The following is a 25,742-nucleotide window of genomic DNA, read 5'->3' as shown; positions in this document are numbered from 1 at the left end:
TTAAACATGTCCCAAGAAATGATCGAGTTACTTCAAGGCCATCACAGCGATAGGATGTTCTCGTCCGAGCAGGTGAGCGACGAGATACTCGACGCAATTATCAGCTCAGCGTATCGAGGCCCAACTTCAATTAACGGGCAGCATATTTCAGTTGTTGTTGTACGGGATGTCGCCAGAAAAGCTCGGATTGCTGATATCGCAGGCGGACAGGCTTGGATTGCCAAAGCACCGGTCTTCATAACATTGGTGATTGATTTTCAGAAAACCCGAATAGGCGTCGAGTGGGCGGGCAAGCAGCAGATTATTCACGAAAGCGTTGAAGGGTTCGCTGTTGGTACCCTTGATGCTGGAATCGCTTTGGCCAATCTAATGGTTGCCGCTCGGGCTCAAGGGTTGGGCATCGTACCTATTGGCGGTATCAGAAAAGATCCTCAGGCGATGATTGACCTTTTGCTATTGCCACCACTCACATTTCCGCTGGTTGGTTTGTGTATTGGCCATGTTGAGAAATCTGCGCCACGGAAACCGCGGTTACCTATCTCAACCTTTAGGCACGACGAGGTCTACCACACAGAAGCCATAGCCGATGCCATCCATGGCTATGACCAAGAGATGTTGGCTTACTGGCAGAGCATTGGTAGATCAGATGGTCTTCCTTGGTCAGCAAATACAGCTTCATTTTATGAGCGCATCTATTTTCCAAAGACCGCCAAGGTGGCTCGGAGCCAAGGCTTCGCTTTCGATGAATGATGTGATCGATAGCGCTTATTAACCGGTCTGATCAAAGCCCCGTTTTGGTTATTAAAATTTAGGAACGAACGCATGATAGTTTATTACGACAAGGACGCCGATCTCTCCCTCATCAAGGGCAAGAAGGTCACCATCGTTGGTTACGGCTCGCAGGGCCATGCCCACGCCCAGAACCTCAAGGATTCCGGCGTCAAGGTCACGGTTGGTCTGCGCAAGGATGGCGCTTCGTGGAAGAAGGCCGAAGCGGCCGGCCTCAAGGTCGAAGAAATCGCCAAGGCAGTCAAGGGCGCCGATGTGGTCATGATCCTGTTGCCGGATGAAAACATTCCGCAGGTGTACAACGAAGAAGTTGCCCCGAACATGAAGAAGGGCGCTGCGCTGGCCTTCGCTCACGGCTTCAACGTGCATTACAACCAGGTCGTGCCGCGCGCCGACGTGGACGTCATCATGGTCGCCCCGAAGGGCCCCGGCCATACCGTGCGTTCCGAGTACCTGAAGGGTGGCGGCGTGCCGTCCCTGATTGCTGTGTACCAGGACGTCACCAAGAAGGCCAAGGATATTGCCTTGTCGTACGCTGCTGCCAACGGCGGCACCAAGGGTGGCGTCATTGAAACCAACTTCCGCGAAGAAACCGAAACCGACCTGTTCGGCGAGCAGGCTGTTCTCTGTGGCGGCGCCGTTGAACTGGTCAAGATGGGCTTCGAAACCCTGACCGAAGCCGGTTACGCGCCGGAAATGGCCTACTTCGAGTGCCTGCACGAACTCAAACTGATCGTCGACCTGATGTACGAAGGCGGCATCGCCAACATGAACTACTCGATCTCCAACAACGCGGAGTTCGGCGAGTACGTGACCGGTACCGAGGTCATCAATGAGCAGTCGCGTGCTGCCATGCGCAACGCCCTGAAGCGCATCCAGAACGGTGATTACGCCAAGATGTTCATTCTTGAAGGCCGTACCAACTACCCGGCCATGACGGCTCGCCGTCGTCTGAATGCCGAGCATCCGATCGAGACGGTTGGTTCCACGCTGCGCGACATGATGCCTTGGCTCACCGAGCAGCGTCTTGTCGACCAGGCAAAAAACTAGTCAGTAACTAACGAGAGTCTTGCAGCTATGCATCATTTATCGAGAGACGCTTCTGGTGAAACTCATCGTAGAGCCATAGCTGCTCTCGTAGACAAGCATGGGCGTCGAATAAACTATGTGCGCCTTTCGATCACAGATCGCTGTGACTTTCGCTGTAACTACTGCATGGCGGAGGAGATGATATTTCTTCCTCGCCATGAAGTGATGAGTTTGGATGAGTGTCTTCGTGTTGCTTCGGTTTTTGTCGGGTTAGGAGTGAACAAGCTGAGAATTACGGGAGGCGAACCGCTCGTGCGTAAGAACGCAATGTGGCTCATCGAACGTTTGGGCGCTATGCAAGGCCTTGATGACTTGGTCATGACAACTAACGGTTCTCAGTTAGCGCGTTATGCCCAAGGGCTCAGAAATGCAGGGGTAAAGCGCCTCAACATTAGTTTGGATACCCTAAAAGCAGAGCAGTTCAGGCAGATCACCCGCACCGGATCCTTGGCGGATGTACTTAAGGGGATTTCTGCTGCCGGTGCAGCAGGGTTTAGACGAACCAAGCTAAATACAGTGATGATGCGTGGAGTCAACGATGATCAGTTCATTGATCTCGTTCGATTCGCCGTGGACAATGGGCTGGATATCTCCTTCATTGAGGAAATGCCACTCGGCGGTATCGCCGGGCGCAGCAGAACCTATATTTCAGCCGAAGAGACAAGAGCTCGAATCTCGGAATGTTTTGATTTGAGTTTGTTATCAGAGACCTCTGGTGGTCCAGCGCGATATTGGAAAGTGAGCGGTTCTGAATCTCGAGTTGGATTTATTTCGCCGCATAGCCACAATTTTTGCGATACCTGCAACCGCGTTCGGATTACTGCCAAGGGTGAGTTGTACCCCTGTCTTGGCCAGAACGATGTCGTAAATTTGCTTCCAATATTGCGATCCAAGTTATGCAACGAAGAATTGCGCCAAGCCATAGTCGATAGCATGGGGATAAAGCCATTTGGGCACGATTTTTCCAGCCAGATGGAGTCACCAAGCGTGATTCGGTTTATGTCTATGACTGGCGGCTAAATTTCTCAGTGCATGCGTACTGGTTTGTGACAATCCATTGATGACCGTGGCAAATTCTTTATGGAAATGAGTTTTACTGGTTGGGCGGTTACGGCTCTAGCGATCCTGATAACAGGGATTTCAAAGTCGGGCCTTGGGGGGGCTTTGGGTGGTTTGGCGGTGCCATTTCTGTCCATCTGGATATCTCCTAGGGATGCTGCCGCAGTCATGCTACCCATACTTATTGTCATGGACTTGGTTGGTATTCGAGCGTGGCGAGGCAAGGCTGATTGGCATGATTTGAAGATAATGATTCCAGGTGCTCTGACTGGCATAGTGATAGGTTCGCTAACGTTTGGCGTGATGCCTGATCATTTGGTTAAGAGCTTGGTTGGGTTGATCGCTGTATGTTTTTCGCTTGATCGCTTGCTAAGAAAAGCAGGTAAGGTGGCTATTGATCAGCGCCCATCTAAATATTTCGGATGGCTGTGCGGAGCTGGATCTGGTTTCACCAGCACGCTCGCCCATGCTGGTGGCCCACCGGTGATGATCTATCTGCTCTCATGGAGCCAACCTCGAGAAACATTTGTTGCGACAACAGTATTCTTTTTTGCCTTCATTAACTTGGCTAAGCTGCCCTTTTACTTTGGACTAGGCCTGTTTAGTCGTGAAACGCTCACGATGTCCTTGGTATTACTTCCCATCGTCCCCATTGGCGTGTGGTCAGGCGTGCGATTGCTCAAGCATATTCCCGAGAGGCCTTTTTATCTGATTTCTACTTATGCCCTAGGACTATCGGGTTTCAAATTACTTTGGGACGGAGTGATGGTTTAATTTCCACTACGTGTCAGCTCAGTTGGCCGGTAGACACCTGAAGCACTTACCGATACTTTTTCCTGCCATTTTCGGCAGTGCAATACCGCCCGCCTTTCGGACCTGTGCAGCTCACAGTACCAGAGCATGGACACGGCGCCTCCAGCTGCGCTCCATCCTTGGCATGGCGAAACTCCCACGGCGGTGTCGGGTTCGCGTCTCCCCACAGGCCAAGCAGCTGCACCCTGGCCTGCAACTCTGCCTGCTCATAAATGCGCCGGTGGACAGTTGATTGCTCTTTGGCGTACTTCACGTACCACCAGGCCATGCCGGCTTTCACCTGTTCGAGATTGATGTCTACACCGTTTATCAGCACCTTGCCGATCAGGCGTTCTCGATCTTTCTTTTTCCACTCAACCGTTACGGTCTTGTTAAAAGTCAAGTTGGCAATGCTCTCAGTTGAACGCGATCCAAACGCCTGGTTGCTCTCGGGGGCATCAATGGCAGCCAGGCGGATCTTGTGTTGCTGGCGATTGGCGTCAAGGACAACGATGGTGTCACCGTCAGTTATATTGACCACGTAGCCGTTGAGCGTATCGGCGTGGGCGCTGATTGCTATGACGGATAAAAAGATTCCAATTAAGTTCATCTTATCGCCTAGGCCTTAGCAACCGTAGCGTTTCCGGCCATTGACGATACGGTATCTGCCGCCTCGTGGGCCGGTGTAACAAGTGCTATCGACTTGTGGTGTAATTAAATAATTGGGTGCTTGCGAGTTGCCCCCGCGATGGGGGGCGGCAAAGTTGCCTGGGGCAAGGGCACTGCCACGATGACAGTGATACTCCCCTGTTGAACGCTTGAAGTGACAGCCATTTGCATCAAGTCCGCCCCCGTGAGCGGCCACGGAATTCGCAAGAGTGCAGAACAAAAATGTGGCCATGATTCTTACTCTCTGCTTTCTCATCAATAGCTCCCAGCTCAGGTCTCGCCAAAATTACTTCGTGCAGTTGGCTGGCTCAGGTTTCTTGCCAATTAACGCTTTACCCGTACCCTCCAGTCCCGAAATCAATCCACATGCCACGATTTTTGGGAAATCAGGTTGTTTGTCCGACTGCCTCTCGATTTCCGCCTTGCTCCCGCACGGCCAGTTTTGATAAATCAACTTTCCATCGGATTGCTTGCATTTGTAGGATTCGGCGCTGCATACACCTGCAAATAACGATGCAAAAAGAAAAAGCATCGCCGATTGAACAATAGTGCTGGGTCGTACGTAGTTCATGATTTGTCTTTTGGACTCAACTTAGGCAAGTGAGCCGCCTATGCGATTGGGGGCGAAAATATTAGCCTGGTTGCAGAGATCAAGGGACAAGAGGCTACTGGTAGTAAGCAGTGGTCAGATGAGTACCGCGACGAGCACCTAGCGTTTGCCTGCAGCGTGGATAATTTAAGCATCCCCAAAAATCCCTCAGGCCTTCCTTTCCCTGGACCAAGCGCATACTGGTGCCACAGCTTGGGCAGGTTGGCACATTGAAGTCGCCAGCAGTAGAAAACTCAAGAAGCTGTTGGCGAGGAGCCTCTGGCAACCGCTGGAGCATGGCCAGGAACATAGCGCCATCAATCAGCGTAATTCGATTCGGTGCGGCGAAGGCTTTGGCCTCATCGGAGTATTTGCCACTTGTCATGAAGAAGGCTTTACTGACCTTTTCGTGGACCATCACCCCCAAGAGTTCGCGAATTGGCTTCACGCCGACAAAGCTACTTCCCCATGCCTTGCATTGAACGATTGCCGTGGCTTGCTGGGGCGTGCTTTCTTCTTGGAAGAGCCGAATGTCGATGCCACCATCTGGCCCCAGTGGAGTGCATTCGCTACGGATGCCCTTCTGCTCATAAAACTTCTGGCACACGTCTTCAAATCGTTTCCACTCAATCGACTGAATCAACGCAAGAGACCATTCTTTGATCTTGGGTTCGTTCTGCGTGTTTCCGGTCTGATCTTTGGGAGCACATGTTGGATCCATACGTCCCGCGTTTGAATTTCCGACGTCTTCCCGCCTATATCTTTTATTCGACTGAAGAGGCAATGATCTACGGCCAAATTCAAGTGATGGCGCTTTGGCCGACTCTTTTAGCTGACCAATCCATTTGAACAGTGAGATCGCTCCAAACGCGCAACCCAGAATTAGGAACAATGGCTGTAGTCCTGCCGCCAGGGGTTTAAGGAATTGGTTGTGATTGAAGAGTGCTGGCACCAATACGTAACCAAAGAACAGGATCCCGACTGAAATCACACCAGCCGTTGGCCAGGTGGAAAAAAGTGCAATATCCAGCAGTGTTTCTTTTCGCTTACGCCCCACGCGATTCCACGCCTATTTGTCAGTTGTTGAAGGATTCTGGATCAGAGTCGCCAGCGTGACGCTTACGCGCCAGCCCTAGGGACGCACACGATAGACATCGTGGGGGCTAGGTCGTTTTGGATGTATTTTGAGTAGCGTTCTTTTAGGCGTCCAAACAGACCTTGGTCAGTTTCACCAATGAGGACAACAATGGTCTTGTACTTGGCCGGCTCCATTCCTTCGATTTGCCCAACCAAGCGATCATAGTCGGCCTTTTTCTTGAGATTGACCTTGAGTTCGAAGGCAATCTCGTCGCTTAAGAGAAGCCCTGGCCATTTGAGCCAGACGTCGATCGTCGTACCACGGTGCCGATATTCTTTCTCGACCTTGGCGTCTCCTGGCACCGACGCTCGTAACGTTTCGAGAAGATGATCTCGGTATTTTGTTTCACCCTGAAGCGCTGGGGGTTGCCACTGCTCTACGAATTTCGTCAGGCTAGGTAGAAGGCCATGCCAGCTAATAGCCATCTTTTCGAGTTTCATACCGTTCATGGTGATAAGTTCAAGAGTGGCACAGTCTAATCTGAAATTACATAACGTCATAAATTGCAGCCCCTATCAACGAGCAGGGGGGCGCTGCAGCGTGTGCTGTACCGGTGTTTATCGTGAGATACACCGGTAAGTAGCCGAGGCTGGGGAGGGCTCGAAATAGTTCCGAGGAGCACGGCGGAAGCGGTGGCGAACACCTAAATTTATACATGTAAAGATCGCTACCGTGATCACCGCACAATTCGCCCGCGAAATGGGCAGCACCGCCAAACTCCAAAATGGCCAGTTGCCACCCTATTGCAAACTGAATTGACTAGCCTGCTGAATACCAGGAATGGCCTGAAGTGTAGTCACCGATACCGATCACCCGATGGTGTCATTTGTCCTGGGGTGCTGATATTCAGTGACGTAGCCATGACACTGGCAGTCAAAGTGCACCTGTCTTTTGGGCGATCGCACTGAACTCTTTGCGGGGTATTACCTCATCCGCGTCGGTGAAAACACCCGACCGCCCGCCCAGCCAGTACCCCGACCACCAGCGGCACGCACGGCAGCAATAGTGGCTGCAGCGTCACCGGCAGCACGAAGCCGATGACCGTCATGCAGAGAGTGACGATGCCCAGGCTGGCGTAGAGTGCGAACATCTCGGGATCGTGTTGCAAAAACTCCTTGGCCTTGACGAGTCGCGCCAATCCGCCATCGACAAGGGCAGCGAGAACGAAGACGGTCAGCCAGGGCAGCCATTCGAGCAGGGTGGCCAGCCGATAGTTGGCGAGCAGGAGCAGGGCGTCGACCGAGCGGAAATAGGCATTATCGAAAAGGCGCCGGTTAACTGCGGACATTTCCTGGGATACCGCTCCATTGACGCCTGTAGTCGAGGGCGCATCCTTCGCGGCCGGGATCGGGGTGATATTGGCTGTTGCTTCTTGCATTCGCACTGCCCGGTCGAGCATGCGCAGGGCGGACGCTGCGCCCCAGTATGCGGCGGCCAGCTCGTGTTCAGCGCGTAACTGCTCGAGGAAGCGTTCCGGCGGATGGGCCGACGGCACGTACAGCACCAGCGTCAGCAGGATTACCAGAGACAGTATGGCGACGGCGCGGATCATCAAGCGGCCTGTGTGGAGAGGTGGGGGGCGTCCGCCTCGGGGTCGAGGATCGGAAACCGCCCCTTGATAATCCGGCCGCCCGACACCGACGCGAAGTACTGAAGATTGGGCAGCTTGCCCAGTATCTCGGCTGGCACCATCTCCTCGAAGCTCTCGGTCAGTTGCGCGGAATAGCTCGACGAAAAGTCGCCCAAGTGGGCATCCGAACCATGGCTGAGGCCGACGCGCACCGTATGGATTGCTGTCTTGCCGAAAGTCTCGACCACGAAGTCCTGGGTCGGCCGGTCCTTGGTGCGCAGGGCGATCAGGTTGTTGAGGTTGCCCAGGGCCATGCGTGCCGCATCCTCGCTGCCCAGCCGTTTGGCCAGGTCGGCCAGGGTCTGCATTGCACAGGTGGTGAAGATGCCGCCCTCAGCGCCCTTGTTGAGAATCTCGATCAACGGCTGGTTGATGACATTGGCCACTTCATCGACGAACAGCGCGATGCGCCGGTAAATGCCCAGGTTGTAGCGCATGCCGGCCCGCGCCGCCTGGTCGGCCAGGGCCAGGGCGCCAATGGCCGAGGCGACCGACGGATCGGGCAGGGAATCCAGGCACATGTAGAGCACGTGGCCGGCGCGCTCGATCTTCTCAAAATTCATGATCGGCCGGGTGTCGTCGGCGTCGAACGGGTCCGGCGACAGGCTGCGCCCCAGGTCCCCCGAGGTCAGCATCGACAGGATGGGCAGCAGGTTGGCGGTGATCTTCTGGTAATGCTCCCGATTGTGGCGGAAGGTGCGCACCTGCGCGTCGATCACCTTGTTGCGCTGGTTCTGGGCGATGTGGTGCTCGTAATAGGCGACAAAGGCCATCAGGTCGGCGCTGGCGGCTTCCGATGGCCGCTTCAGGTTGCCGCGCTGGGTGTCGCTGAGCAGTTTCTTCATCGCCGGCAGATCGTGCCAGCCGGCGCCCAGGGTCTGGTCGTAGTAGCGGCGCAGCGATCCTTCCAGCACCGGTTCGATGCCGCCCTCGATGTACTTGGTGAGTTTCACCAGGTTGGGCCGCTCTTCGATTTCGACCAGGCCCTGCACCACGACGTTGACGGCATCCCAGCCGAAGGCCGAGAAGGCGCCGGCCGTGTCGGGCGGCATGATGGACTGGATGCGCGAGGCGATTTCGGTGGGCTTCTGCCAGTTGAAGGTGAAATCCAGCCGTACTCCGCGCTCCGGGAATGCCGGGTGGAATTCCAGGAAGGTATCCTGATCTCGGTAGTCCGCGCAGGCGCGCTCGACCACGCGCTTCAGTCGCCGGCTGTTCTTCGGGTCGATGACGATCACGACGTCGCCGCGCCGGATCGCCTGGGTGATCAGGTTGGCCAAGGCGACGCCCTTGCCGGACTGGGTGGTGCCGACCAGCAGCGTGCCGCCCTCGAAGTTCTGCAGCGGTCGGTACAAGAGGACTTCCTGCGGCTCGACACCGTGGATGTAGGGCAGGCCGATCTCGGCGTCCGGCTGGGGCTTGGGGTCGTAACCGAGCAGCTGCAGCCAGTGCGGCGATACCGCGAATTCCCGGTAGTCGATCTTGGCCAGTTCATAGAGCCGCTGCGAATGCACCGGCTGCCATTCGAAGCCGAAGCCCAGGAACACTGAGGCCGGGTCAGGGCAGCAGCGGGCCAGGTCGTCGGTGCCGATGACTTCGATGGCGCGTCCACACAGGGCGGCGCGCAGGATCAATATGTGCAGCGCCTGGGTCACCCGCCATACGCCCATGGCGAAGCAGGCGAGGGTGAGCGGCAGCGCCAGTTGCCGCGGAAGTATGCCGATGACACCGATCCCTGCGAAATAGAGGAGTGCCAGTCCCCAGGCGATGGCGGCATAGGCTTCGTAGGCCCGGCGCCAAGGCATCTCGTAGCGGCGGACCAGCATCTCAGTTGTTCTCTTTGGGTGATGCGGCAAAGGCAGCCGGATCGAGTCCGCTCACGTAGCGCGGGTCGAGTACGATGCCGATGGTCTGCTGGCCGTTGAACTCGCGGGAGTGTGTCGGTGGACCGTCGGGGGCTTGCTTCACCAGAATGCTGGTCTCGCAGAGGGCGCGCATGGCTAGGGACGGTTGAACACCGCGGCGCACGAATTCATCGAGTGGCACGAAAAGCCCCTCGGCGACGGTACAGACGATGGGCGGCCCCATGCCTTCGTTCAGCGTCCGAACGGCATTGGCCAAGGCGTCCCGCACCAGGGGATTTAGGCGCAGGGGGGCTTGCAAGGCGAATGTACTCGGGGCAGATGCCCGCAAGGATGAGCAGGAATCTTCCTCTACCGGCGCTGCATTGGCGTCGTCGCCGGCGGGCGGCGGAATCAGCGACAACTGGGGATGCACCGGTGCCGACGTTGGAGCGGACGGGGGCGTTGGCGGTCCAGCCGAGGCTGGCGCCGGCGGTGGCTTGAATTCCAGCGCTTGCGGCAAGGTTTCCGGTGGCGGATCGATCCCGGCAAGGACGATGGCCGGCGTCGAGAATTTTGCGGCTTCCAGCGGCGTCTTGGCGCCCGGCGGCAGGATGGACCAGGTCGAGCGCTCCGCTCCGGCCGCTTCGAAGACGCCGGCGGCTAGCAGAATTTCCAGCATGGTTTCCGGTGCCTTGGGAATGCCCGCCAACTGGTCGGATTCGAGCAACTGACAGACGTCCTCGGCGCCGCCGGGCCAGACCAGGAACAGGCCGTCTTGGCCCAGCCACAGGCGCGACTTCTCGCGATTGGATATCCACGCCGGATGCCAGCTGGCGAGCCGCCGCAGGGCGTCGACTAGATAGCGCTCCAGGTGCGAGCCGTACTGGGGCGTCCCGTAGCGGTCGGCGCTGGCCGCAAGGTTGCGGTCGATGACCAAGGCCAGCGAGCGGCGGACGAGTTCGTCAAGAATGTTGTGCTCACGATAGACCGGGATGCCGCTGATACTGGCCAGCAGATGCGGCACGATGACGCTATTGCCTTCGGACAGGTCGGCCATGACGGCCGGCGGCACGACCAGGGGGAGCGCGAACAGGCCCAGGCCACGAGCCTCGACCGCCTGCGGTCGCCAGCGCAGGAAATAGCGCTCGGCGCGCTGGGCGGCCAGCCAGTCGGCCAGCGGCATCAGGAAAGCCGGCCATGCCTCGCCGGCAGCATCGGTGACGATCACATGGCTCATCAGGCGATGCAACTCGCAGCAGAGACCGGCGATGAAGGTCGCATGGCGCCAGCGTGGTTCCAGTTGGCGGCGTGCCGAGATGCTCATCCGCCCCGAGAAGATATGGGCGTCGGTCCCTTGCAGACTGAAAAATGCGGTTTCGAGGCCAAGCCGCAGGAGCCCGCCCGGCTTGCTGAAGTAGTTGTCGGCGGTCGCCGGCAGCAGATGCACGCAAGCGGCGTAACGGCGAACGAGGGTCAGCACGTCGCGTTCAAAGCTGTTCCGGTCGGTGCCGTAGCACAGCTTGATGCGCGCAATCAGGTCGGCTTCGCCGGTCAGCAACTCATCGAGCGGCAGCGCGGCGAAACCAGGGTCGGAGGCGGAATAGGTGGTGGTTGGCGTAGGTGGGGCGGCCATGGCGGGACAGCGTCCATGCAAGGAAACGTCATGCCCGATTTTTCGGCTAGCGGCTTCGCTTGTCGCGCTGAAATCGCCTCTATTCGGCCGGGGTTTCGCCTTCGGCGTCGAGACTCAACTTATGAAAAAGTGCCAGCAAACCCTGTTGGCGCTCGATGCTCTCGACGGCGGGATGCGCCGGGTACGAAGCCTGAATGCGATGGTCCAGTGGGAAGCGCTCGGTCAATTTGCAGAAGGGGCATGTTTCACCCGAACGTGCCACGGTGCCGATCGCAGCGATGAATTCACAGCCACAGCCCGGACAGGTCAGTACCGACAAGGTGGGGGTGCGGGCCAGCCAAATGCCGTCGATATAGGAGACGAGATTGAAGGCGCGGTCCAGGCTGATGCGGTAAGGCGGCAGTGTGGCGGCCTGGTAGGCGCGGTAGGCGAAGACCAGTGCTTCGCCGGCAGTGAGTCCCTGCCCGCGCAACTGGCGATACTTGGCACCGATGAGACAGGCATCGGTGCGCAGAATGAGATTGGCGTTGTGATACCACTCAGTCGAGTCCGGCGCGCGTCCGCGCGGGATAGTCCGAGGGTCGGCGAAGAACAGCCGTTGGACCTCGCGTGGCGGGAGGCCGGTGATGCTGTGAATGGTCTTCAAGCGAGCCCCCTGCTCAGCCAATTGCTTGGCAAGCTGGATGGCACGCAAATGCCGGTCGCCGCGGGTGGGCATCGGGGGCTACCGGCCAATGTTGGTCGGGGTCGGGCGATGGACCAGTGCCAGAGGTCCGGCCAGCGGCCGTGGCGTACTCAACAAGGCCACCAGGTCGGCGCGTGGTGGGAACAGAGTCGTGTTGCCAATGTGTACCACCAGGGACCACAGCTCGTCCAGGCTCAAGCCTTGCAGGTGGTCGGCCTGCGTCGTGTCGAGCGCGAACTTGCAGCAGGTCGAAGCCCGATCATGCTGTAGACCGGCGTGAATGACGGCGAGCACGTTCAAGTTGATCCACTCGACATCGGTAAGCGTCACATGACTCATGGTCCTGTCCTTCCAGTGAGATGGGACCACCGGCTGTGATGCCTGAGAGATTGATGAACATTCCAGCACGACTTTACAGCCAGGGTAAGGATGTCAGCATATGTATGGATTTGCTGGCATGGCAATAGCATTTGCTGAAAAGCTTGAGAGGCGGCCTTCTTGCCACACGCAAGGCCCGATTCATGGCATTGCTTGGCGAATGGTGCGCTCGCCGGGCGGATTGTCGAGTCACGTCGGCACGTCACAGTGACGGCAGGAGAAAGTGATGATTTCAAGGCACCAAACAGAGCAGGAAGGCAACGCCCAAGTGGCTACTCAGAGCGATAGCGGTGCGACGCCCGATGAGGATGCGCCGCCTGCGCTCGATCTGCTGCCCGGCGTGCGTGCCCGGCTGAATGAACGCCTCGACCATGTCGGCATTCCACACCGCGGCCGATTGACCTATGTGGCGGCGCTGACCTACCGTGCGGTGCAGACGGTGAGTCGATGGTTCGAGCCCGAACGCCCCGGTCTGCCTGACGTGGAGTCGCTGGCGCGGCTGTGCGATGGCCTGGGGTGCAGTTCGGATTGGGTTCTGGGCCTGACGCCCGCGATGGGCGGAAACCCTGCGCTCCAGCATGCCTCGGCAACGGAGTTGCAGTGGGTCGGCGAGGTGCTCGAGCGCTTGCGTCGGATGCATCGTGACAGTGAGCCGATGCCGATGGTCGGCGACGAGATGGCGCCTTCGATTCACGATGGCGACATGCTGTTCGTCGATCGCCGTTACGACAGGCTGGGCGGGAACGGCGTCTATGCGCTGGAAATCAACGGTCGCATCTTGGTGCGCCGGGTCGAGAGTCGCATGGGTACCGGGATCGTCTTCAAGTGCGACAACCCGGCTTATGACGATTACCCGGTCGCCGACGTGGATGCCGTCAAACGCATCGGGCTGCGTGTCCTTGGCAAGGTCCACGCCGCCGTCGGGGTCACCGTGTTCTGGAACAGTTGAAAGCCCGGCCGGGAAGACCACCCCGGCCAGCTCTCAACAAACCTGTGGATCAGGCCGCTTCGGCCAGTCCTTTCCACTCATGGGCCGACAAATCGATCAGCCGGCCGCCCAGCGCTTCGAATTCCGTCGCGCGGTCGTAATCCTCGACCTCCTGGCTGTAATGCGTCACCGCATTGACCAAGCCATAGCCTGACAACTGACCATCCGCTATCAGATGGCGCAGTACTCCAGCCCGTTCGCCTTCGTTGAGGATATAGCGCTGGGCCAGCACCTCGACCGTCTTGACGGGGTCGCCGACCAGCGGGATGTTAAGCGTCTTCTGCAGCTTCTGTGCCGTCTGGCGGAAGGTCGCTTCTGACACCGCTGCCTGCACCACGTCGCGCACCTTCAGGAAGAAGGCCTTGTCGTCGGCACGCAGGGTGTCGTCCTGGTAGACCTGGATGCGCTCATCCTCGCCACCGAGGGCGCGACCGACGTGCGTCTTGCGCAATGAGCGATCAGGAGCGATCAGGCCATTGCTGCACACCAGCCGGAACAGCAGCGGCTGGACCGACAGCGTGCCCTGGCCGACCTCCGAGTTCGAGATCACGACACCGGCCTGCACCACGTCGCCGGGTGTCATCTCATATTTCAGGCGCGGCGTGATGCACTTCAGATACATCTTCGTCTCGGTCAGTTCGACCGACTCGAAGCGCACTTCGGGCAATTGCTGCAGGATGGGCAGCACGCTTTCGGCCAGATCGAAGTTGTCCAGGCGGCGGTAGCGATCCGACAGCACGGCGCGTACATGGCCATCCAGGGTACGCAGCATGCGCCGGTCTTCCTCGCTTTGCAGCCAGGTGTTCACGTTGCGGTCGAGCAGCGCTGGCTGGTCTTCGCGCATGCGCTCGAAATAGGCATACGGGATCTTCAGCTTGTCGGCCAGTTGGCGGCGGGCCAGGGGCGTGACGCCATACTGCACCGGGCTGCCACCTTCTTCGATGACGAGGCGAGTCTCGCCCTGCTCGTCGGTGGCATGGCGTATCAGCGCCGAGGGCACGATCAGGTCCTTCTTCGAATCCAGTTGGCGTTCCAGTTCCTGGGCCAGGCTGACGAGAGAACGTCCGTTTTTCATAGCAATCTCCTTGTCGGAATAGAAAAGCGGAGACGGCATCGCCCAGTCGCGGGGATGCGCATCCCCGCCAGGGTCGATGACGAACCAGCGTGTGCCGGTCCGGATAAGGCACGAGGTGAATCGCGCCGGAACTCCAGGGCTGTCTTCGCGATACCTTGGGGTATCGCCTGGTGTGACAACTACCAGTGGGACAAACGACCTTTTCGCCGGCACCTCAGGAGGCTGTAGTACCGCTGAAAAAGTGGGTGTGCGCGCCTTGCGGCGGTGCACACCCGGGTTGCTCAAGTTGCCTGTGAGGACAAGACCTGCACGCGGCGTAGCCACAGATCGCTCCAGTCCACGCCAGCATCCTTGGGTACGAACACCTGCACCTCGCGGCTGCCTGAGCGATGCGCTTCGCGCTTCAGACGCCGGGCCAATACGAAGGCGCCGGCCTGGCCGGCAAAGTCTCCGTTGGCATCGTTGTCGGCGTAGATCCAGACCCGGCGAACCGAGTCGGGAATCCACAGCTTCTCCAGATTGCCGGCGTTCAAACCGGCCCAGAACGGCCGTCCCGTCGCGAGATACAGTGCGATGCTCTTCTCGATGCCTTCGCTGAGCCCCAGGTCCTCAGTCGCCTCGAAGAGACGGACCGCGGCCCCGTTGATGCCGGAAGAGAGCACCTTCTTCGCATCCGGCACGGCCAGTTTGGCGCCGTCCTGGAGATAGGTCCGGTGCAAGGTGGCCGCATGGCCGTCCTCGCCCTGGATGCACGCCAGCATGGCCGGATACTCGGCGACCTTGTGCGACTTGCCGTCGGCATCCTTCTGGTAGTAGCCCAGCGCCGGATGGAAGCGCAGCACCTTCGGATAGACCGGCAGCGCCACACCCCGGCTGGTCAGGTAGCGATCGACTTCATCGCCCGCCGTGACTGGCTTCGCTTCGCTCCAGATCCGTTGCGCCAACTTCTTCATGCGTTCGGCAGGCGGCTCGCTGGCGCGCGGCGGCAGACTTGGCATCACGCCCAGCCAGCGCTCGACCTCGCATAGCGCCGTATTGAAATCCATGCCCAAGGTTCCCTGCAGCAGCTTGAAGCCGCCTCCGGGGCCGCAACCGCGGCAGAAGTAGTTCCCCTCGCCGAACTTGTCGGTGTACTGGAACCGGTCGGTGCCGCCGCAGAAAGGGCAGGGCAGGTTGCGCCGCTTGAGGATGCGTGGATCTACACCCAGGCTGGACAGGATGTCTGTCCATTGACCATGGGCACGTTGCTTGGCCGATTCGACACGGGCGGCGTAGTCAGCCGACTGCATGGCAGTCTCCAGTTCCGGCCAGCAATGCCACCGAATGACCGGGTGCAACACCATCGCCGACGGTGACCGCGAAAGTCTTGCCGCGCAGCAAGGGATATTTGCCCAGCCCCAACTCCTGCAACAATGAGTCCAGCGTTTGCACCGGATCGACCGAACGCAAGCGACGGATCAGGTCGGCTAATGCATCGCGGTCGGCGTCCAGGTCCGAGGACATGAACTGCTCGTTCTCGTCGATGAAGGACGAGGCCTGCCGTACCGGCTGGCCGGACGTCTCACCCATCGGGATGTAGACCACATCCTCGTGGCAGAGGCCCGCTTCGGTGATTTCGGCCACGTCTTTGGCGCTACGCAGGATCACCGAGTCGCACAGGATTACCGTGGGCCAGATCCAGCGTCCTTCCAACTGGACGCGGATCTGTTCGGAAACCGCTTCGACCCGCACCGTTTCATTGTCGAGAAAACGCACGTGACGCCATGCCCAGTGATCGGAGCTCAGGCCGATCCAGTCGAAGATCAGAAAGCCCTTGGCCCGGGCCAGCATCCAGCGCGCCGCGTTGTCGTCACCCAACCAGTCGAGGGAGACCAGGGTTACGGCGCCGCTCTCGATGGCCTCTCGGGTGGGGGCTGCAGCAACTTGCCGGATATAGCTGCGGTCATCGTCCTGGATCGGATAGTCGACGACTTCGTCGAACAACTCGACCGGCAGCACATCGAGGTCGTTGAGCAGGTCCCAATGTCCCCAGGCGCGCATCGCTGCGTAATAGATTACGACGAATTGCTCAGGCGAAAGACGAGCCTTGGCCGACTCCAGAATTTGCCGCCAGCAGGCGGTCAGTGCGGTGCTGATACGCTTGCTCTGCACATCCTCGTCGATCAACTTGTCGCGATCCGGCAGCCGCGCCATGAACTGGCGCGAATCGAGATGCACGACATTGACCTCGTCGAACGGACAGTAATTGGGCTTCATGACGCAGAAGCCCTGCAGGAAGACCAGGGTGTTGTAACTGAACTTGCCATCCTGCATTCCGGTGAGATGGACGGTACCGATCGGGCTGTCCATGGTCGTCAGATGCGCGGCGGCAAAGCGCCGCATCAGCGGCTTGCCGTTGAACAGCACCTCCACCGGAAAACCCAGGCACAAGGTCTCGATGCGCTCGCCCAAGTCGGGCAGGTCAACGCCGTGAAGATCTATCCGGGTGCCGGTCACTGCGTCGGCCATGGACTCGATGTCGATGGATGCCTTGGCCAGCGCCGCCGCAGTATCGATGTCGACCCGCTGATGACCCGAGGCGACGACGCAGCGCGTCGCGGCATAAAGACACTTCGAGAAGCCGACCCCGAAAGGGCGTTCCTCGGCACTGGTCGCCGCATCCCAGCCCGACTCATGAAAACTCAGGAGCTTCTGGAAATCGTCGAGCCCATGGCCATCGTCTCTAATCGTCAGGACCTGTGTGCCGGCATCGTAGTCGACTTCGATATGCGTTGCGCCAGCACGGCGGGCATTCTGCAACAACTCGGAGACGAGCGTGAAGCGGTCGGTGAAGGCGTAGCGCTGGTTGCGCAAGGCGCCTTCCTCGTTGATACGAACCTGGATCTGCATGATCAACTCCTTTAGTGGAGGCGGCACCAGCCCCGACGGGACCAGCCCGCCAAAGGGGAACGACCGTTCAGCCGAGAGGGCGAAGCGGCGGGGTGGACAACTGGCCAACGGCCAGGGCTTCCATCAGGCTGTGCGGGCGGAATTCTGCCGGCAGCAGGTGGCGGGTGTTCAGGACCCGGCCTGCGGTGTCGAGACGCTCGACCTTCAGGCCGATCGGGTGCCAGTGCACCCGGTAGGCCAGCCAGTCGGCGCCGGCGATGACGAAGGTACGACCGGCACGACTGGTGAAGACTTCGCTTTCCCTGACGAGGAACTCGATGTCCTCCAGCGCCTTGACGTTCAGCAGGGACTTGGAGAGTCCGGCGAGGCGCGTTGCGGTATGCATGGCGCTCTCCTTAAAGTACGGCCGAGGTACAGGGAGGGGCATCGGCTGATAGTTCAGCATTCATGCTCTTGTCTGGAGGATCGAGGCGTTGATCATCGATTTGCGCTTGGGCATCGTGGCTTTCAGGCAGATCCCTCAGGCAAGCAGCACGCAGCTGATCCTGATGGGTCTGTTGAAGGCCGACCGCGTCTTCATAGTCCAGACGTCCGGCGATCCCGTAGAGGACGAAGATCGCCAGCAGGCAAAGGACATCCTTGAAAGTGCTCATGACGACTCCTTCAAGTGGGGCGGGCTTGCGCGTTGGCGGCAAGCCCAAAAAGGGAAGGGAATTAGGCGAACAGGTCGCCTTGCACGGACATTCGCTTGATCTGCTCGTTGATCCACTGGGGGTTCCTGGAGAGTCGGGAAGCGACCCACGTGGGGTTGTGGATGATGGCCTCGCTCACCCAGTCGGGAAAGCGTTCGAGCGAAGCGTTCAACCAGGCCTTCAGGCTGTGGCGGATATGATCGCGAATTTCCTCGGCGTCAACCCGACCGCAGTAGGCGATGGGCGACAGGGGGCTGCAACCGACCACGCGCAAGCAACTGACGAAGGAAAACGGCAGGGCATCCTTTTCGCGTTCGCTAAACACCCAGCACAAGGTGTCGAATTTCTCTTCGAGGGGCGTCGCCGGGTCGGCCAAGCAACTGACTTCCACCAGCAGGCGCCAATGCAGAAAGACAATGTCTTCCTCGCTCCACTCTACGGTTCCCTTGGTGTCGTTAAATATCTCATCCAGCGTGGCGCGATCTGGGATTGCTGCCGGCTGGTGACGCGAGGGGATGGTCAATGCAGGGAAAATGGCGGAAAAAACCGGACCCACGGGCGTGGGAGCGGAAACTCGAGGGGGTAGGTTCTGATTCAGCATCGTTAGCTCCGAAAAAATGGAGGCAACGCATCCCGGGGCAGGGGGCAGATGCCCCCGTGGGGTGAGGGGCGACCGGCCTGTTAGGGATGGTCAGTGCTAAGTGAATGAACTCCTGGACTGGCTTGAGCGTGCGGAGAGAACCGCTGTGATCGGTATGCCAGCGACCGATCGAGGAAGGCTTTCGGGGGAGGGGCGTCCAGGAGGCGACCACGTAGACGCTGTGCCCCTGCCTCGAAAACTTTCCGCGATGGCATGAGCTAGATCGGCAGCGGGGGCGCTGCCGGCAACCCGCGTGTCGCATACCGGCGAAAATCAGCGGGGTGCGATAGCGGGAACACTCCAGGGCTTGCCTTGTTTGAATGCAGGGCTAGCTACTGCATGACTCAAAGTTAGAGGCTCGATTTGCCCAAGTCAATCCAGAAATGGCCCCAATGCCGAAAGGTCCCTCAGGTTGCGGCTATTTCCGGTGGCGAATGCCTCGTCTGCTACGGAAGATGGCCTCGAACGCGCTATTTCGAGGAGCTCGGCATGTCAGAAATTCAGATCGTCAAAGTCGACGAGGGCGGCGTCAATGCCCGTATTCTAGCCAAGGAGGCCAAGGCCGATTTCCGACGGGTCGAGGCTGCCAGTCTGAAAATTCCGACGCGCTTCACCAGTGCCGAGGGCAAGCGGTTTTTTGCCCGGCTATTCAATACACTGCAACTCAACACACACTTCATTTCGGTGATTGCTCGTACACGACTCGACCACGAGGATGTGGCCAAGATAGAAGATGCCATCCGCACCCAGATGGACGCTGTGGCCGAGAACCTCAATCAGGCCATTGACCAAGCCGAAGCGCTGTTTAAGGCCCATGCGATTACTAGCGTGGCAACCTACGACACGGTGGCACTTGATGTGGATGTCCATGTGCTGTCCTCTATCGGAAGACGTTACCTCGAAGTCCTGGGCAAACTCGACCAGTTGATGCCTTTGCTGCAGACCCTGGAAATCCACGAGGTGATCACCACCCAGACAGTGGATATCCAGCGGGCCAGCCTCAAACGTCAGGTGCGGGACCTCGCCAACGCAGCGCGGAACCTCGCCATGGGTTTGAGGCGGCGGATGAATTCCTTGGCGCTGCGTGTTGGCGAGGGAGGGAGGCCGGAGACCATCGCCGCTGGCGTTTCGGATGGCAAAAACAGTTCTGAGGCTGAGCGCGAGGATACGGCAGATCCAATAGGTGAGAGTATCGTTGTCCAGCCCGAGTCCCTAGAAGATAGCCTACCTTCGATGGGCGAATAGCGTCACCCTGATTGCCCTGCGAAAGCGGGACAAGTCACTTTGTCAGTCAAAACGGGGTTAAGTTGGATTTTTTGTCTGTAATCTGGTGCAGCCTCAGCAATATTGATTACTGTGTTTTTTCTTGGCTTCAGTACTCGGACCATCTCCAATCGCTGGCATGCGTGGTCCTTTTCGTCTGGCGCATTCCGGGGTGGCTTGCGTTGGGGCTTCGACATCAATATCGTATCAATAAGCTCCGCTTCGGGTGACTGATGCTGGGGGCCAAAACCGCTCTTATGGCGGCGTTGCAGTCGTTACCTGCCTCTTCTATGATGATCCTGCGCGTGCGGCGCGAAGGAGGTGCCGCAAGCCTTGCCTTTCCCGACTTGGTTGCCCTCTGGCCGCTATGCGGGGGAGTTTTCTTTTTGAGCTTATTTTTCCATGCCGTGCGACCGGGGCGCCGGCGGCATGCCTTTGGGTTTTGCGTTCCCTATCGGCCCGCGCCATTCTGACCTAGCGCGGTCGCAACAGTGCAGGTCATGCCTTTTTCCCGGCACCCGCCGTGACGAGGTCCGATCATGTCCAACATCCGTTCCCGTGTCGCCATGATGGCGGCGACCTCCATTGCTAGTCCGGCTACGCCTGATACTCCGGTTCTTCCGCTGGTCCTGCCCGAGACCGGCTTTCTGCGTCAGACTCAGGTCTTGGCCTTCGTTCCCATCTCCAAATCGACTCTCTGGCGGCGCATACAGGCGCGCAGCTTCCCTGCCCCTGTCAAGCTCTCGGCGCGTGTGACCGCCTGGCGCGCCGAGGATATACGGCGCTGGATTGTGCAACAGGGCCAACCTGGATAATGGGAGGGCAAGGTGCCTAGAGCGGCTGAGCGTGGAATCTCGGTGCTGTTCGTCTTGCATGGAAACACCATAAATCTGACACTTTTGGTACCCATAGCCAGTCGCGAAGATGTAGCCCTTAGCCTTATGGCACGGCAGGCCACTGAGGAAAATCATGAGGAAGGCAAGCACTATGAAAAATCGGCCCAGCCCTCAGGGTGAATCAGGCTCGCCGCAATGCGATATGAGCCTGGATCATCCCCGCGATTTCCGTGTACAGGCCTTGGCCTAACTGGCAACTGACTAAGCGATATAGAAGACCGGAAGTAAACGCCCAGGTGTCGCGGGCCATGACCAGGGGATCCAAGTCTTTTCGCATTCTTCCCTTTGTGGCCGCTAGTTGATAGATGCGCACCATTTTTTCGAGGAATTCTTGTGCCGGACGACCAACTTCCTCCTGGACCCTGGAAAATTCATCAACGTATTCGCAGCGGGAAATCATGATTTCGAACAACTCCCTCACCACTGGGCACTCCTGCAACACCCGGAAAAATTCGTTGAGAGATGCTTCAATTGCGTCTAGAGGATCAGCGAACTGGTTTGTAAGCAGAAGTTGATCCACAGGAACGAGCATGGTTTCGATCACGTCCTCCCGCATGGCGAAAAAGAGTTCTGTCTTGTTTTTGAAATACCAGTAAATTGCGCCTCTGGTTACCCCCGCTTCCTTGGCAATTTTCTCTAGGGTAGAACGGACGACACCATGTTTATGGAATACCCGGCGAGCCGCATCGATAATTTCCTTGCGGGTTTTTGCCGCTTCTTCCTTTGTCTTCCTAGCCATCAATCACTTTCAATTCAGATTCATCAATATGCGGGGGCACTGGGCTCTTAAATCCAAATGTGCTCCGCTGGGCAATGTAAAGTGCCAAATTCGCCGCGTTGGTACGACGAAATTGCGTTGGCCAGCGCGTCGGCTGAGCTCAGCGCCATATGCCCTTGCCAGTACACCGGCTGGCGAAGTGGCGTACCGGCAAACAGCGCGGCCTTAGCGTTGCCCTGCGTGGCTAGAAGCTTGACCGTTCTGGCTTCCGCCTGAGCCGGCAAGATCGGAAGCCGGAGTTCGTTGCAGTCAAAACGCTGGCCATCAATCATTAAGGTGCCGAAGATCGGCATGACGAATGCACTTTGGCCTGCCGCTACCGGAACGGACAGTTCGGCTCCGTCGTCAAGCGAGATATCGAGCAAGCTGACCTCGGTGGGCGGAAGCAAAGGCGAACGTGATTCTCCGAAACCGCCCAGTGGTACTCGGATTCTTATGCCTGGCAGTTGCACGACCGTTATGTCCTGTGGCGACAGACTCATCGTGAACGGTTCAGCACTCTGTAGATCGCGAGGGAGGTTGATGAAGATTTGCAGCATGTGCACTGTTTTGCCAACTGCGGCGGGAACTTCCTCATGCACCACACCACGTCCGGCGACCGTCCAGTGCAAGCCGCCGGGCAGGATTAGGTTGCTGTTGCCCAGCGAATCACGGTTGGAGATGCCTGTTTCCGAATCCAGGAATAGATAGGACACTGCCGAGAAGCCGGCGTGTGGGTGTGGTGGAAAGGTTGGTGCGCTGATCCAGGCATGATCGACGGCGAGGAACGGGTCAACCTGGGCGGGATCGATACCGCGCAATCTGTAGGCGCGGAAATGGTTACAGTGATTCGCGCGATGCAGGCGAGTGACGGTTGTCATGACGGTATTTCTCAGACGCTATTGGTCATGCTTAGGGATGGGGAATTGATGTGGCCAAGCAAAGCAGGGGGTAATTCGCCTAGTCAGGTCGATTTCTGTAAGTCGACTCAAAGCCACAGATCGAGTGAATTCAGCGGCTTTGATTGCTTGGCTTGACGCGATCGTCAGGGTACCGATGGTTGGCAATTTGGGAGACTGTCCCCCCTTGATGCGAAGGTCTCCGGTACTTGACTATTTGCCTCCAAACCACATGCGGCTGAGCAATCCATCGCGTCGAACAAACTGGTGATAAAGCGCCGCCAGTATGTGTGCCGTGATCAGTGCGATCAGAGCCTTAGCGATCAAGCCGTGTCCCAGGCGAGGAGCAAAGTCTTCGAAACTTGCGGGCAGGGCAGCGGTGCCGGCAAATACGGCAGCTGGCAAATTGGCCTGAATCGAAAGTGCAATGCCGCTGGCTGCCATCAGGACCACAAGGAGATAAAGTCCATAGTGAGCAAGTACAGCCAATCTATCTAGCATGATATTGCCCGTTGAAGCTGGGGTAGGATGCGATGTCTTCAGTCGCACTGCTAGTCGAATCAAGGTCAAAATCAAGATCAGACCCCCCGCTACCATGTGGCCTCGCAGGGCATTGATCTTGTCGGGCGACTCGTTGGGAATGTGTTGCAAGACCAAACTACCCATGCCCAGAGCGACCAATAGAAGTACGGCGAGCAACCAGTGAAAGGTCACAAGTGCGAAGTGATAGCGTTTTGGTGTCATAGTCGAACTCCTCAGATATTTGCAGTAGTACTCAAGATCGGATAATCGATATAGCCTTGGGCACCTGGGGTGAAGAAAGTGCTTACGTCCGGGGTATTGAGCGCGGCGCCGTGGCGGAAACGTTCGGTTAGGTCTGGGTTGGCCAAGAAGGAAATGCCGAATACTGTGGCGTCGGCACGACCTTCGGATAACAGGGCTTCGGCTCTCTCCCGATCAAGCCCCCCGCCAACCAGATAGGGCCCATTGAAGCGCGGGCGCAAAAGCGAGTGATAGTCGAAGTCGGTACCGAACAGGGCGACGTGCAGATAGGCAAGATCGAAGTTACACAGTTCGTCGACCAGGTGGGCATAGGTTTCCTGCGGCGTCGCGTCGGTAATGCTGTTGAAGTTCATTTCCGGCGAAATCTTGATGCCGACGCGATCGCTGTTTGCTTCGACAACCATTGCAGCCAGGACATTTAGCACGAAACGAACACGTCCATCGACTGAACCGCCGTACTTGTCCTGTCGCTGGTTGCTGCCTGAAGAAAGAAACTGTTCCGGTAGATATCCCGAGGCAGCGTGCAATTCGACGCCGTCAAAGCCGGCTTCAAGCGCACGACGCGTTGCCTCAGCATAGTCATCGATCACTCTGTCGATATCGATCGTACTTAACGCGCGTGGGGTGACAAAATCTACCTGACCATTACCAGTCCAGGCTTTTCCATCGGGCTTAATTGCCGACGGTGCTATTGGTGATGCGTTTTCTGGCAGCAATGACGGATGGGAAATGCGTCCGCAGTGCATCAACTGCATGAAGATGCGTCCACCCTGTGCATGAACTGCCTCTGCAACGGCTTTCCAGGCCTTCATTTGGTCGTCAGTTTCGATTCCCGGCGTCCGCACGTAACCCTTGCCCATCGCCGAGGGGAAGACACCCTCGGTAATGATGAGGCCGGCGCTGGCTCGTTGGGCGTAATAGGTCGTGGCCAAATCGCTCGGAACGCCAGCGTCATCAGCGCGTGAGCGGGTCATTGGTGCCATCACGAAGCGGTTTGGCAGCGTATATCTGCCTACACGGACAGGGGTAAATAATGGGCTCAATTTGGACTTCCCATAGCAGTTGGAAGATGGCTGCCGCTCATGTGACGGCTCCTCTTGTGACTCATGGTTGTGGACAATATGACCCGCCACGGTAACTCCCCGACTAAGCAAAGCGGTTCTCTTTGGATGCAAGGAATGTCTCTTCTTCCGCTGTCGACGTGCGGGGCTTTCGAGATACCACCGACTCATCAGTTAATCGAGCTTGCCTTAGCAGTTGAGGACCAACAGGTACTGCATCAGCACAGCAAGGAGAGGAAGTTGTCATGGCACCCCTAACGCAACAGGCCTCCTGATCTCGCTAAATTATTACAGTGCTGTTGCGATAGATGAATCATCCATCAATTTGATTTCGGAATAAAGATGGTAAATTGGAAATGATTGATCCATTAATGGAGCGGTAACTATGGAACTGTTGAATGAGATGGCCTTATTCGTCGAAGTCGTAAAGGCGATGAGCTTTCGTCGTGCAGCAGAGGCGATTGGTGTGCCAAACTCAACCTTGTCTCGACGCATCAGCGTCTTGGAGAAAGCGATCGGACTGCGTCTGTTGCATCGAACAACCCGCAAGATCGAGCTAACCGAGGCGGGGCAACTCTATTACGAACGTTGCAGACGTATTGTCGAAGAGGCGCGGCTAGCGCACGAGCAACTCGGTGAAATGCTGGCACAGCCTAGCGGCGTGCTGCGCGCCTCACTGCCGGTAGATTTCGCCAATATTTTCTTGGCGCCGCTGATAGCGGAATTCGCCAGCCGTTACCCTGGTATTACTTTTGACTTCGACTTGACTCCGCGTAGGGTCGACTTGGTCTCCGAGCCCTTCGATGTGGCAATCCGCATGGGCGAGCCGCAGAACTCGAACTTGATCGCTCGGCAATTGGCCAAGCTGCCTGTATATCTTTATGCCTCGCCGCGCTACCTCGAAATCTCCGGCGAACCAAGTCGCCCAGAGGAACTGGCGCAGCATGAGTGCCTAGGTTTTCCAAATGCAGGTTTGTGGATTTTGAACCGTGCACTTGAAACGATTGAGGTTTCGGTCGGTGGCCGATTTGTACTAAATAGCGTGGGAATGATCCGACGTTTAGCTACCCTTGATATGGGAATTATTTTGTTACCGGAAGAAGTGGTCGCCGAGGACTTGGCATGTGGACGTCTTTGTCGCGTGCTGCCAGATTGGCAAGGTACACCGATTTCTGTTTATGCCCTTACTGAAACTCGATTGCTACCCGCGAAGACGCAACGTTTCATTGAATTCTTGCGCGAGCGATTTGAGCAGGGCAGCTAATGCCTTGCCAGTAAAGCGTCGCAATTTTGACACTTTCTCTACGCAGGGATCACGCTCGCTATCCGGCGACCTAAGGGCGGGTTTTCCAAAAGTCGGCCTTCTTGCAGCAAAACCCGGACTCCACAAGATTATTCACCAGCGTATCGACAGCCAGCGAAGACGTCTGGCCGCGTGGTCACAACCTGCTAATGCTCCCATCGTGCAGCGGGTATTCCGAAAGTAGCGGAATCAGTTTTCACG

At 57.7% G+C, this 25,742-nt stretch carries 28 protein-coding genes; 8 read left to right on the top strand and 20 right to left on the bottom strand.

Features of this window, described 5'->3' with window-relative positions:
* Positions 1–6: 6 nt before the first annotated feature.
* From KI610_RS13835 to KI610_RS13820, 4 genes are all read left to right on the top strand, one after another.
* Entirely contained in the window at positions 7–750 is a 744-nt protein-coding gene (locus tag KI610_RS13835) for a nitroreductase family protein (RefSeq protein WP_226495546.1), read from the top strand.
* 72 nt (positions 751–822) lie between these two features.
* On the top strand, positions 823–1,839 hold the full coding sequence (gene ilvC, locus KI610_RS13830) for a ketol-acid reductoisomerase (RefSeq protein ID WP_226495545.1): 1,017 nt from the start codon (positions 823–825) through the stop codon (positions 1,837–1,839).
* Between the two features lie 27 nt (positions 1,840–1,866).
* Positions 1,867–2,898: a GTP 3',8-cyclase MoaA gene (moaA, locus tag KI610_RS13825; RefSeq protein ID WP_226495544.1), complete on the top strand. Its 1,032-nt coding sequence runs from the start codon at positions 1,867–1,869 to the stop codon at positions 2,896–2,898.
* Between the two features lie 60 nt (positions 2,899–2,958).
* A complete protein-coding gene (locus KI610_RS13820) occupies positions 2,959–3,711 on the top strand; it encodes a sulfite exporter TauE/SafE family protein (RefSeq protein WP_226495543.1) in 753 nt (250 codons plus the stop codon).
* A 46-nt stretch (positions 3,712–3,757) separates the two neighbouring features.
* Here the strand turns inward: KI610_RS13820 and KI610_RS13815 are convergent, their stop codons facing one another.
* The 10 genes from KI610_RS13815 to KI610_RS13770 all read right to left on the bottom strand — a co-directional run bounded on the left by KI610_RS13815 (position 3,758) and on the right by KI610_RS13770 (position 12,256).
* The gene (locus KI610_RS13815) at positions 3,758–4,339 is read right to left on the bottom strand and encodes a thermonuclease family protein (protein WP_226495542.1); all 582 of its coding nucleotides are present in this window, start codon (positions 4,337–4,339) and stop codon (positions 3,758–3,760) included.
* A 15-nt stretch (positions 4,340–4,354) separates the two neighbouring features.
* Positions 4,355–4,630, bottom strand: a complete 276-nt coding sequence (locus KI610_RS20090; RefSeq protein ID WP_226495541.1) for a YHYH domain-containing protein — start codon at positions 4,628–4,630, stop codon at positions 4,355–4,357.
* Between the two features lie 54 nt (positions 4,631–4,684).
* Positions 4,685–4,969, bottom strand: a complete 285-nt coding sequence (locus tag KI610_RS13805) for a DUF4124 domain-containing protein (RefSeq protein ID WP_226495540.1) — start codon at positions 4,967–4,969, stop codon at positions 4,685–4,687.
* Between the two features lie 94 nt (positions 4,970–5,063).
* Positions 5,064–6,044: a restriction endonuclease gene (locus KI610_RS13800; protein WP_226495539.1), complete on the bottom strand. Its 981-nt coding sequence runs from the start codon at positions 6,042–6,044 to the stop codon at positions 5,064–5,066.
* A 62-nt stretch (positions 6,045–6,106) separates the two neighbouring features.
* Positions 6,107–6,574, bottom strand: a complete 468-nt coding sequence (locus tag KI610_RS13795) for a hypothetical protein (RefSeq protein ID WP_226495538.1) — start codon at positions 6,572–6,574, stop codon at positions 6,107–6,109.
* A 479-nt stretch (positions 6,575–7,053) separates the two neighbouring features.
* Positions 7,054–7,677 carry a DUF4400 domain-containing protein gene (locus tag KI610_RS13790; RefSeq protein ID WP_226495537.1) on the bottom strand — a complete coding sequence of 208 codons (624 nt, stop codon included), beginning with the start codon at positions 7,675–7,677 and terminating at the stop codon, positions 7,054–7,056.
* Entirely contained in the window at positions 7,677–9,581 is a 1,905-nt protein-coding gene (gene traD, locus KI610_RS13785) for a conjugative transfer system coupling protein TraD (protein WP_226495536.1), read from the bottom strand. Before traD ends, KI610_RS13790 begins: the two co-directional genes overlap by 1 nt.
* A 1-nt stretch (position 9,582) precedes the next feature.
* The gene (mobH, locus tag KI610_RS13780; protein ID WP_226495535.1) at positions 9,583–11,232 is read right to left on the bottom strand and encodes a MobH family relaxase; all 1,650 of its coding nucleotides are present in this window, start codon (positions 11,230–11,232) and stop codon (positions 9,583–9,585) included.
* A 79-nt stretch (positions 11,233–11,311) separates the two neighbouring features.
* Entirely contained in the window at positions 11,312–11,878 is a 567-nt protein-coding gene (locus tag KI610_RS13775; RefSeq protein WP_404827408.1) for a hypothetical protein, read from the bottom strand.
* A gap of 78 nt (positions 11,879–11,956) precedes the next feature.
* On the bottom strand, positions 11,957–12,256 hold the full coding sequence (locus tag KI610_RS13770) for a hypothetical protein (protein WP_226495533.1): 300 nt from the start codon (positions 12,254–12,256) through the stop codon (positions 11,957–11,959).
* Between the two features lie 265 nt (positions 12,257–12,521).
* Between KI610_RS13770 and KI610_RS13765 the strand changes: the two genes are divergently transcribed.
* Entirely contained in the window at positions 12,522–13,244 is a 723-nt protein-coding gene (locus KI610_RS13765; RefSeq protein ID WP_226495532.1) for a S24 family peptidase, read from the top strand.
* A gap of 49 nt (positions 13,245–13,293) precedes the next feature.
* Here the strand turns inward: KI610_RS13765 and KI610_RS13760 are convergent, their stop codons facing one another.
* The 6 genes from KI610_RS13760 to KI610_RS13735 form a co-directional block, all read right to left on the bottom strand.
* Positions 13,294–14,358: a DUF932 domain-containing protein gene (locus tag KI610_RS13760; protein ID WP_226495531.1), complete on the bottom strand. Its 1,065-nt coding sequence runs from the start codon at positions 14,356–14,358 to the stop codon at positions 13,294–13,296.
* 281 nt (positions 14,359–14,639) lie between these two features.
* Entirely contained in the window at positions 14,640–15,695 is a 1,056-nt protein-coding gene (locus tag KI610_RS13755; protein ID WP_226495530.1) for a DUF7146 domain-containing protein, read from the bottom strand.
* Entirely contained in the window at positions 15,634–17,247 is a 1,614-nt protein-coding gene (locus KI610_RS13750; protein ID WP_226495529.1) for an ATP-binding protein, read from the bottom strand. The genes KI610_RS13755 and KI610_RS13750 overlap by 62 nt, the downstream gene beginning before the upstream one ends.
* 67 nt (positions 17,248–17,314) lie before the next feature.
* The gene (locus KI610_RS13745) at positions 17,315–17,632 is read right to left on the bottom strand and encodes a hypothetical protein (RefSeq protein WP_226495528.1); all 318 of its coding nucleotides are present in this window, start codon (positions 17,630–17,632) and stop codon (positions 17,315–17,317) included.
* Positions 17,633–17,642: 10 nt separating this feature from the next.
* Positions 17,643–17,900 carry a hypothetical protein gene (locus tag KI610_RS13740; RefSeq protein ID WP_226495527.1) on the bottom strand — a complete coding sequence of 86 codons (258 nt, stop codon included), beginning with the start codon at positions 17,898–17,900 and terminating at the stop codon, positions 17,643–17,645.
* A 61-nt stretch (positions 17,901–17,961) separates the two neighbouring features.
* Positions 17,962–18,540 carry a hypothetical protein gene (locus KI610_RS13735; RefSeq protein ID WP_226495526.1) on the bottom strand — a complete coding sequence of 193 codons (579 nt, stop codon included), beginning with the start codon at positions 18,538–18,540 and terminating at the stop codon, positions 17,962–17,964.
* Positions 18,541–19,068: 528 nt separating this feature from the next.
* Between KI610_RS13735 and KI610_RS13730 the strand changes: the two genes are divergently transcribed.
* Complete coding sequence (locus KI610_RS13730) at positions 19,069–19,824, top strand: DUF1845 domain-containing protein (protein WP_226495525.1); 756 nt, start codon at positions 19,069–19,071, stop codon at positions 19,822–19,824.
* 557 nt (positions 19,825–20,381) lie between these two features.
* Positions 20,382–20,657, top strand: a complete 276-nt coding sequence (locus KI610_RS13725; protein WP_226495524.1) for a helix-turn-helix transcriptional regulator — start codon at positions 20,382–20,384, stop codon at positions 20,655–20,657.
* 202 nt (positions 20,658–20,859) lie between these two features.
* On the opposite strand, the gene KI610_RS13720 is transcribed toward KI610_RS13725, so the two are convergent.
* From KI610_RS13720 to KI610_RS13705, 4 genes are all read right to left on the bottom strand, one after another.
* Positions 20,860–21,477, bottom strand: coding sequence for a TetR family transcriptional regulator (locus KI610_RS13720; protein WP_226495523.1), 618 nt, complete (start codon positions 21,475–21,477; stop codon positions 20,860–20,862).
* Positions 21,478–21,524: 47 nt separating this feature from the next.
* Positions 21,525–22,376 (bottom strand): pirin family protein, encoded by an 852-nt coding sequence (locus KI610_RS13715; RefSeq protein ID WP_226495522.1) that lies wholly within the window; start codon positions 22,374–22,376, stop codon positions 21,525–21,527.
* Positions 22,377–22,607: 231 nt separating this feature from the next.
* Positions 22,608–23,138 (bottom strand): cytochrome b, encoded by a 531-nt coding sequence (locus KI610_RS13710; protein ID WP_226495521.1) that lies wholly within the window; start codon positions 23,136–23,138, stop codon positions 22,608–22,610.
* An 11-nt stretch (positions 23,139–23,149) separates the two neighbouring features.
* Positions 23,150–24,151, bottom strand: a complete 1,002-nt coding sequence (locus tag KI610_RS13705; RefSeq protein WP_404827407.1) for an alkene reductase — start codon at positions 24,149–24,151, stop codon at positions 23,150–23,152.
* Positions 24,152–24,623: 472 nt separating this feature from the next.
* Between KI610_RS13705 and KI610_RS13700 the strand changes: the two genes are divergently transcribed.
* Complete coding sequence (locus KI610_RS13700; protein ID WP_226495519.1) at positions 24,624–25,502, top strand: LysR family transcriptional regulator; 879 nt, start codon at positions 24,624–24,626, stop codon at positions 25,500–25,502.
* Positions 25,503–25,742: the final 240 nt, after the last annotated feature.

It is taken from the genome of Ferribacterium limneticum, from assembly GCF_020510565.1.
Classification (GTDB): Bacteria; Pseudomonadota; Gammaproteobacteria; order Burkholderiales; family Rhodocyclaceae; genus Azonexus; species Azonexus limneticus_B.
This window is presented reverse-complemented; position numbering and strand designations above follow the sequence as displayed.

Bases quoted from the DNA above. Each gene is read 5' to 3' on its own strand.
- KI610_RS13835 (WP_226495546.1), top strand. From the start codon at position 7: ATGTCCCAAGAAATGATCGAGTTACTTCAAGGCCATCACAGCGATAGG.
- ilvC (WP_226495545.1), top strand. From the start codon at position 823: ATGATAGTTTATTACGACAAGGACGCCGATCTCTCCCTCATCAAGGGC.
- moaA (WP_226495544.1), top strand. From the start codon at position 1,867: ATGCATCATTTATCGAGAGACGCTTCTGGTGAAACTCATCGTAGAGCC.
- KI610_RS13820 (WP_226495543.1), top strand. From the start codon at position 2,959: ATGGAAATGAGTTTTACTGGTTGGGCGGTTACGGCTCTAGCGATCCTG.
- KI610_RS13815 (WP_226495542.1), bottom strand. From the start codon at position 4,339: ATGAACTTAATTGGAATCTTTTTATCCGTCATAGCAATCAGCGCCCAC.
- KI610_RS20090 (WP_226495541.1), bottom strand. From the start codon at position 4,630: ATGGCCACATTTTTGTTCTGCACTCTTGCGAATTCCGTGGCCGCTCAC.
- KI610_RS13805 (WP_226495540.1), bottom strand. From the start codon at position 4,969: ATGAACTACGTACGACCCAGCACTATTGTTCAATCGGCGATGCTTTTT.
- KI610_RS13795 (WP_226495538.1), bottom strand. From the start codon at position 6,574: ATGAACGGTATGAAACTCGAAAAGATGGCTATTAGCTGGCATGGCCTT.
- KI610_RS13790 (WP_226495537.1), bottom strand. From the start codon at position 7,677: ATGATCCGCGCCGTCGCCATACTGTCTCTGGTAATCCTGCTGACGCTG.
- traD (WP_226495536.1), bottom strand. From the start codon at position 9,581: ATGCTGGTCCGCCGCTACGAGATGCCTTGGCGCCGGGCCTACGAAGCC.
- mobH (WP_226495535.1), bottom strand. From the start codon at position 11,232: ATGGCCGCCCCACCTACGCCAACCACCACCTATTCCGCCTCCGACCCT.
- KI610_RS13770 (WP_226495533.1), bottom strand. From the start codon at position 12,256: ATGAGTCATGTGACGCTTACCGATGTCGAGTGGATCAACTTGAACGTG.
- KI610_RS13765 (WP_226495532.1), top strand. From the start codon at position 12,522: ATGATTTCAAGGCACCAAACAGAGCAGGAAGGCAACGCCCAAGTGGCT.
- KI610_RS13760 (WP_226495531.1), bottom strand. From the start codon at position 14,358: ATGAAAAACGGACGTTCTCTCGTCAGCCTGGCCCAGGAACTGGAACGC.
- KI610_RS13750 (WP_226495529.1), bottom strand. From the start codon at position 17,247: ATGCAGATCCAGGTTCGTATCAACGAGGAAGGCGCCTTGCGCAACCAG.
- KI610_RS13745 (WP_226495528.1), bottom strand. From the start codon at position 17,632: ATGCATACCGCAACGCGCCTCGCCGGACTCTCCAAGTCCCTGCTGAAC.
- KI610_RS13740 (WP_226495527.1), bottom strand. From the start codon at position 17,900: ATGAGCACTTTCAAGGATGTCCTTTGCCTGCTGGCGATCTTCGTCCTC.
- KI610_RS13735 (WP_226495526.1), bottom strand. From the start codon at position 18,540: ATGCTGAATCAGAACCTACCCCCTCGAGTTTCCGCTCCCACGCCCGTG.
- KI610_RS13730 (WP_226495525.1), top strand. From the start codon at position 19,069: ATGTCAGAAATTCAGATCGTCAAAGTCGACGAGGGCGGCGTCAATGCC.
- KI610_RS13725 (WP_226495524.1), top strand. From the start codon at position 20,382: ATGTCCAACATCCGTTCCCGTGTCGCCATGATGGCGGCGACCTCCATT.
- KI610_RS13720 (WP_226495523.1), bottom strand. From the start codon at position 21,477: ATGGCTAGGAAGACAAAGGAAGAAGCGGCAAAAACCCGCAAGGAAATT.
- KI610_RS13715 (WP_226495522.1), bottom strand. From the start codon at position 22,376: ATGACAACCGTCACTCGCCTGCATCGCGCGAATCACTGTAACCATTTC.
- KI610_RS13710 (WP_226495521.1), bottom strand. From the start codon at position 23,138: ATGACACCAAAACGCTATCACTTCGCACTTGTGACCTTTCACTGGTTG.
- KI610_RS13705 (WP_404827407.1), bottom strand. From the start codon at position 24,151: ATGACCCGCTCACGCGCTGATGACGCTGGCGTTCCGAGCGATTTGGCC.
- KI610_RS13700 (WP_226495519.1), top strand. From the start codon at position 24,624: ATGGAACTGTTGAATGAGATGGCCTTATTCGTCGAAGTCGTAAAGGCG.